2 protein-coding genes are annotated in these 2,866 nt (G+C 48.2%); one reads left to right on the top strand and one right to left on the bottom strand.

What is annotated here, in order from left to right; translation table 11 throughout:
* Positions 1-775: serine hydrolase domain-containing protein (locus GRP75_RS23335; RefSeq protein ID WP_160790497.1), on the top strand; the 775-nt coding region annotated here is incomplete at its 5' end.
* 142 nt (positions 776-917) lie between these two features.
* Here the strand turns inward: GRP75_RS23335 and yicI are convergent.
* Positions 918-2,866: alpha-xylosidase (gene yicI, locus GRP75_RS23330; protein ID WP_160790496.1), on the bottom strand; the 1,949-nt coding region annotated here is incomplete at its 5' end.

The raw sequence follows: 2,866 nt of genomic DNA, 5'->3' as shown, positions 1-2,866 counted from the left end.
CGCTATGGACCAGCAACGGGGACCGAAACCGGAGACGCCGATCCTCGAATTCTTTCCCCAGTTGGCCACAGATAGTGATTCTCGTAAGCGTGATATTACGATTGAACATCTGCTGACGATGTCCGCAGGCTTTAACTGGACGGAATTTGGCGGACAAAATTCTTTTCCTACCATGAGCAAAACGTCAGACTGGGTGCAATTTGTGCTTTCACAGCCATTATCGGATGTGCCAGGTACGCGAATGGAATACAGTTCTGGCTGTTCTCAACTTTTGGCCACCATACTACGTAATGTTTCTGGACAAACAGTTGCAGAATTTGCCGAGCAGCAATTATTCCAACCGCTCGGTATCGAAAGCTATCATTGGGAAACCGATCCTCAGGGTACTCATACGGGTGGATTCGGACTGCATCTCAGGCCGATGGACATGCTCAAATTCGGGCGGCTTTATCTGAACCAAGGAGGCTGGGGAGGACGGCAGATCATCCAAACAGAGACAGTCCGATATTCAACCCGTCCGTTTCTTCCTGCTGCCAAACCACAAAAGGCATTTTACGGCTGGCACTGGTGGACTTCTTCCTTTTCAGATGAAACAGAGATAGGAACTGAAACGGACTATTTTTACGCTCTCGGCTTTGGTGGGCAATATATTGTTGTCGTCCCGTCGTATGACATGGTTGTTGTCGTTACCGCTGATAGATTTAAAAAGAAAAGGACTCCTGTAGATATTTTCCAGCAGTATATTGTACCGCTGCTACTCCAGCAGAATAAATAGGAATAAATACCAAAGCTAAAAGTTGCAACTGGTCTCTATCAAAAATCTGCATCAAAAAAGGCTTGCCTATTGGATCAGGCAAGCCTTTTTTGCATATAATCGCTACATTATGACATACTTCATCCACTTTCTAGCGCCTTACCTAGCCCAAGTGAATCGTAAGCTCTTGCTGTCCGCTGGAAGCTGGTGTAATAATTACACCCTGTTCTCCCGACTGGCTGCTGCCTTCCTCCACTTGAACAGCCTCGTGGATACCGCGCAGGACTATCGACCATGGTTTAACAGCACCTTCTGCCTTCACCGTAATGACAGAATTCTTGCGGCTAGCAGTAACCGTTAGCTCTTCTTCACCTGACGTATTCACGATAATCGTTCGAGCCTGTTGCCCCTCACCAAGTTCGAACAAATGAAGCGCCACTTGATCAGCATAATCATAATCCGGACGACTGTTCTCATGACCGATTGCCAAAAGTGTGTTCGGCTTCACGAGCACAGGCAAAGTTGTAAAATCATGATGCTCGTTAACCCAACGACCACCTAACACGCTCTCATTCGTAAGTAAATTTGTCCACTTACCCTCTGGTACATAATACTGCACATTGCCTTCTTTATTAAAGATCGGGGCTACCAAAATGGAATCCCCCAGCATGTATTGCAGATCCAGCGTTGCACAGGTTGGGTCCTGCGGGAATTCCAATACCATAGCCCGCATCATCGGCAGTCCCTTTTCTGAGGATTCCACAGCAGAAGGATACAGGTATGGCATTAGCGAGCATTTGAGTTTTGTAAAGCTACGCACCACGTCGACTGATTCTTCATCAAACAGCCAAGGCACGCGATAGGATTCGTTTCCGTGCAGACGGCTATGAGAGGACAGAAGCCCGAATTGTACCCACCGTTTGTACACGTCCGGCGCAGCCGTTAACTCAAAGCCGCTAATATCATGGCTCCAGAAGCCGAAGCCGCTCAAACCAAGCGACAAACCGCCTCGCAAGGATTCCGCCATCGACTCATACGTCGACGAGCAGTCTCCGCCCCAGTGAACCGGGAACTGTTGCCCCCCGGCTGTAGCGGAACGCGCAAATAACGCGGCTTCATTTTTACCCAGCTTTTCCTCCAGCACATCAAATACAGCCTTGTTGTACAAATGCGTATAATAATTATGCATCTTCATTGGATCAGAGCCGTCATGATATACCACATGGGTAGGGATGCGCTCGCCAAAATCAGTTTTAAAGCAATCCACCCCCTGATCTACCAACACCTTCAGCTTATCCTGGTACCAGCCGACTGCAGCCGGATTCGTGAAGTCAACCAGCCCCATCCCCGCCTGCCACATGTCCCATTGCCACACGCCGCCATCGGCGGTTTTGACCAGATAACCATTCTCCATGCCTTCATCGAACAAAATGGATTTTTCCGCAATATACGGATTGATCCATGCACAAATTTTGAGGCCCTTTGCCTTCAATCTCTGCAGCATGCCTTCCGGGTCCGGGAACATATCTTGATCCCACTGGAAATCGCACCATTGGTATTCCTTCATCCAGAAGCAGTCAAAATGGAATACCGAGAGTGGCAGATCTCGCTCAGCCATCCCGTCCACAAAATGGTTCACTGTCGCTTCATCATAATCTGTTGTGAACGAAGTGGTCAGCCACAAACCAAAGGTCCAGGCTGGTGGTAATGCAGGCTTACCCGTCAGCTTGGTGTAATTGTCCAGTACTTCTTTAGGGTTAGCTCCACCAATAATAAAATACTCTAACGATTCGCCGGAGACGCTAAACTGAACCTTTGATACATTTTCCGATGCAATCTCATAGGATACCTTTTCTGGATGGTTGACGAACACACCATACCCTTTATTAGATAGATAGAATGGAATGTTTTTATATGCCTGCTCACTGCTAGTCCCGCCATCTTCATTCCAGATATCAACCACCTGGCCATTTTTTACGAATGGAGTGAAACGCTCTCCAAGTCCGTATACGTACTCACCGATGCCCAACTCCAGCTGTTCCCGGAAAAAAGGCTGATCCTGCGGGTCTGTAATATAGCCTGGTCCCCGATGTCCGCTGCCTGTGACTTTGC

This window comes from Paenibacillus sp. OT2-17 (genome assembly GCF_009827695.1).
Classification (GTDB): Bacteria; Bacillota; Bacilli; order Paenibacillales; family Paenibacillaceae; genus Paenibacillus; species Paenibacillus polymyxa_B.
The sequence above is the reverse complement of the archived record's forward strand: the minus strand, read 5'-3'. Positions and strand labels throughout refer to the sequence as shown.